Origin of the sequence: Pedobacter sp., assembly GCF_045628745.1 — a bacterium.
Taxonomy (GTDB): domain Bacteria; phylum Bacteroidota; class Bacteroidia; order Sphingobacteriales; family Sphingobacteriaceae; genus Pedobacter.
Genome location: NZ_JAZQPU010000270.1, coordinates 1 through 4,212, shown reverse-complemented (window position 1 = coordinate 4,212; position 4,212 = coordinate 1). Strand labels below are relative to the sequence as shown.

The window sequence follows — 4,212 nt, the reverse complement described above, 5'->3', positions numbered from 1 at the left end:
ATCAAGAAGCGATACGTGAAGCCCGCCAGACAAGAGGCCGAGGGAGACGAAGAACGCGCGATTACTGATGCCTACCTCGGTTCTGAAATCGACGATGAGGATGTAACATTTTTTTCATCCTGGTCAACGTAGAAACCAAATATAGGGCTTCCAATACCTGCAGTACGCATGTAGATGACTTCGTTGATGATTCCCTTAAGGTCTTTGATATTTGCTACCCTCGCTAAATCAGCTTTAATAGGCGTATAACCTAACTTTTCTATTGTTGCACTGTCCATTGCAGCCGTGTAAAAGTCGCCTACACGTCTTTTCAACGATCCAGCAGGGGCAGCTTTATCGGCTGCGGCTTCTTCTACTAAACCTTTTACCGCATTGATATTGAAATCACGCAATACATTGAAACTTCCCCAACGTGTTTCTTTGGCAGGTACAGGATTATTTTTGATCCAGGTGCCACTTGCATATTGGTAAAAATCATCTCCCGGCTTTACGCTGAGATCCATGTTTGCAGGATCTATTAATTTGGTTGGTACCTGAGCAGATGCCGAATAACTGGCAGCCATTATACCTAAGACTGCAAAATAGCCTTTCAGTTCTTGTATTTTCATTTATTAAATTTATTTATTGAAAGATAGGTGCAGGGCATCGATGCCATGCATCTCTAAAAGATAAATTTAAGAAATTATATAGATACTATAGGCTGTTTTTAATAAAATCAGGGCAGGTATTGGTGAAACTGCACATGATCGCTTCATTACCAATAAAAAACAATAATTAGCGTAATAAAAATTTTACTTGTTGAACCAATAATAGAGCCTGGTTAAACTCAGTTTCCTGAAGAGATGTCCTGTGATTGTTAATACTTTTAGCGATTTCATAACCATAGAATTTATACAGTATTAACCTTTTTTAACATAATTTATTGTGTGATTATTGCGAATTATTATTATATGGACCTGTGGAAAAGGCAAATGATGTTTTCATTATATAGGCTAGAAACGCTAAATTTGTGGGAGGATAGCAAAAATCTTGCTGTCCTCATACCGTTATATTTATTTCCCCCTTATATAAATGAGCATTTCTACAAAATACGATCCTGCAGCAACCGAAGATAAATGGTACAGTTACTGGCTTGAAAAAAAGTTCTTTCATTCGGAACCTGATGAGCGTGAACCTTATACCATCGTTATCCCTCCGCCAAATGTAACCGGTGTGTTGCACATGGGGCACATGTTAAACAATACCATTCAGGATGTATTGATCCGTAAAGCACGTATGCAAGGTAAAAATGCCTGCTGGGTGCCCGGAACTGACCATGCCTCTATTGCTACAGAAGCAAAAGTTGTGGCCATGCTCAAAGAGCAGGGTATCAACAAAGCCGATCTTAGCCGTGAGGAGTTCATGAAATATGCTTTTGAATGGAAAGATAAATACGGTGGGATCATTTTAGAGCAGTTGAAAAAACTGGGTGCCAGCTGCGATTGGGACCGCACAAGGTTTACCATGGAAGATGATCTTTCAGATTCTGTGATCGACAGCTTTATTCACCTTTACAAAAAAGGATGGATTTACAGAGGTATCCGTATGGTCAACTGGGATCCTGCAGGAAAAACCGCTGTTTCTGATGAAGAAGTGATCCGTAAAGAGGTTAATCAAAAACTCTATTATATTAAATATACAATTTCTGGAACGGAAGATTATCTAACGATTGCAACTACCCGTCCGGAAACTATTATGGCCGATGCAGCCATCTGTATTAACCCTAATGATGAGCGCTATACACACCTTAAAGGTAAAAAGGTATTTATTCCTTTAATCAACAGGGAAATCCCGATCATCGAAGATGATTATGTAACGATGGACTTTGGTACAGGTTGTTTAAAAGTTACCCCTGCGCATGATTTAAATGATTATGAACTAGGTGTACGTCATAAATTGCCGGTAACAGATATTTTGAATGATGATGGTACTTTAAATGAACTTGCTGTAATTTTAGTAGGTGAGGACAGGTTCATCGCCAGAAAGAAAATTGCTAAGCTGTTGGATGAAGCTGGTCACCTTGATAAAGTTGAAGACTACAAATCACAGGTAGGTTTTTCTGAACGTACAGATGCTGCCATAGAGCCTAAACTTTCTATGCAGTGGTTTTGTAAGATGGATGAAATGGCAAAACCTGCTTTGGAAGATGTGTTGACCGGTGAGGTTAACCTTATTCCGGAGAAATTTGGCAACACTTACCGTCACTGGATGGAAAATGTACGCGACTGGAATATCAGCAGACAACTATGGTGGGGACAACAAATTCCTGCATGGTATGACAACCAGGGCAACTGGGTAGTAGCTAAAACAAAAGAAGAGGCGCTTGAAGAGTTTCTTTTACAAAAAGATATAGACAAGGTGTTTACAGCAGAGGAAAAAGCAGGATTTAAAAATCAGCTTGCACCGTTCGTAAAACAAGATCCAGATGTAATGGATACCTGGTTTTCATCGTGGTTATGGCCTATCTCTGTGTTTGATGGCTTAAAAAACCCTGGCAATCCAGATATCAATTACTATTACCCTACCAATGACCTGGTTACCGCACCAGAGATCTTGTTCTTCTGGGTAGCCAGAATGATCATGGCCGGTCATGAATTTATGGGCAAAAAACCTTTCACCAATGTTTACCTTACCGGTATTGTAAGAGATAAATTAGGCAGAAAAATGTCTAAATCATTGGGTAATTCTCCTGATCCTATTGGTCTGATTGAAAAATATGGTGCTGATGGTGTTCGTGTGGGCATGTTGTTATGCTCGCCTGCAGGAAATGACCTCATGTTTGATGAAAGCTATTGCGAGCAGGGAAGAAACTTCGCCAATAAGGTGTGGAATGCTTTCCGTTTGGTGAAAGGATGGGAAGTAGATGAAAATCTGGAAAATCCTAATCAACAGGCAATCACCTGGTTTGAAAACCGTTTCAATGAAGCGCTTTCAGAAATTGAAGCCAACTTTAAGCAATACCGCTTATCTGAAGCCTTGATGATCACCTATAAATTGGTATGGGATGATTTCTGTGCCTGGTACCTGGAGATGGTTAAACCTGTTTACCAACACCCCATTGATGCAGCAACGTTGAAAGTAACCATTGGTTTCTTTGAAAGAATTTTAAAACTGTTGCATCCTTTCATGCCTTTCTTAACGGAAGAACTATGGCATGATGAGCTTTTCGGCGAAAAAGGTGAAATGGACTGTATCATTGTTGCTACTTACCCTACTTTTGAAGCTGCTGAACCGCAGGTGCTTAAAGAAGTGGAAGTGGTTAAACAAGTGGTTGCGGAAATTAGAAATGTAAGAAATACTAAACAGCTTTCTCCAAAAGAAGCTTTGCCATTGAGCATCAAAGTTAACTCTAACCTTGATTATGATAAATGGCTGAACATCATCTTTAAACTGGCTAATATCAGCGAGGTGGAGTTTGTAAACGATAAAATCTCTGGTGCAGTGAGTTTTATGGTGGGCAATGATGAGTTCTTCATCTTGCTGAACGAAGAAATTGACGTTGATGCAGAAATTGACCGTTTAAAAACGGAACTTACCTATTTACAGGGTTTCTTAAAATCTGTAGATGCCAAGTTAGGCAACGAACGTTTTGTGCAAAATGCAAAACCTGAAGTGGTAGAGAATGAAAAAAATAAAAAAGCTGATGCTGAAGGGAAGATCAAGATTATTGAAGAAAACCTGCAAGCTTTAAAAGGCTAGAAAAGCTGTAATGGGCTAAGAAAAGTCGTTGTGACCTGAAAGGGCATAACGACTTTTTTTTGTTGCCTTTTTTAAGGCTTGAACAATTGCAGATTAAATAGCTATTCCACTTCCTCCTATAACTTTAACGCTATCATCAAATTGTTTCCAAAATCGGATATAGCGATATTTTGCTTCAAATGGCACCTGATTAAATTCCCCCTTGATCTCCATTATTACTGTAACAACAGCTATGTCACTGATAATATTCAAATTTTCAGCTTTGGGAAGAAGTTCACTAATTTTTAATTTCCCATCTCGATAAGTGTCGATATCCATCTTTTTAGTGATTACTTCACCACTTGGGACAATGAACAATAAATCATCGTGCAGGAGTTCATCCAGCAAAATGATATTTCCACCTTTAATGGCGCTATAAAGTTTTTGTTCCTGTGCAAGGATGCTGCTTTCTGTTATCAAAGTATTCATATAACT

Annotated in this window: 3 protein-coding genes; 1 reads left to right on the top strand and 2 read right to left on the bottom strand. The window is 39.0% G+C overall.

What is annotated here, in order from left to right; all coding sequences use genetic code 11:
• Positions 1-71: 71 nt before the first annotated feature.
• Positions 72-608, bottom strand: coding sequence for a hypothetical protein (locus tag ACR2F7_RS10240; RefSeq protein ID WP_432713474.1), 537 nt, complete (start codon positions 606-608; stop codon positions 72-74).
• Between the two features lie 463 nt (positions 609-1,071).
• Here ACR2F7_RS10240 and ACR2F7_RS10235 point away from each other — a divergent pair, with 463 nt between their 5' ends.
• Positions 1,072-3,738, top strand: coding sequence for a valine--tRNA ligase (locus ACR2F7_RS10235; protein WP_432713473.1), 2,667 nt, complete (start codon positions 1,072-1,074; stop codon positions 3,736-3,738).
• Between the two features lie 93 nt (positions 3,739-3,831).
• Here ACR2F7_RS10235 and ACR2F7_RS10230 read toward each other — a convergent pair.
• Positions 3,832-4,212, bottom strand: a 381-nt coding sequence (locus tag ACR2F7_RS10230) for a nuclear transport factor 2 family protein (protein WP_432713472.1), incomplete at its 5' end; no start/stop codon positions are given.

Coding starts and splice junctions, on each gene's coding strand:
- ACR2F7_RS10240 (WP_432713474.1), bottom strand. CDS start 608: ATGAAAATACAAGAACTGAAAGGCTATTTTGCAGTCTTAGGTATAATG.
- ACR2F7_RS10235 (WP_432713473.1), top strand. CDS start 1,072: ATGAGCATTTCTACAAAATACGATCCTGCAGCAACCGAAGATAAATGG.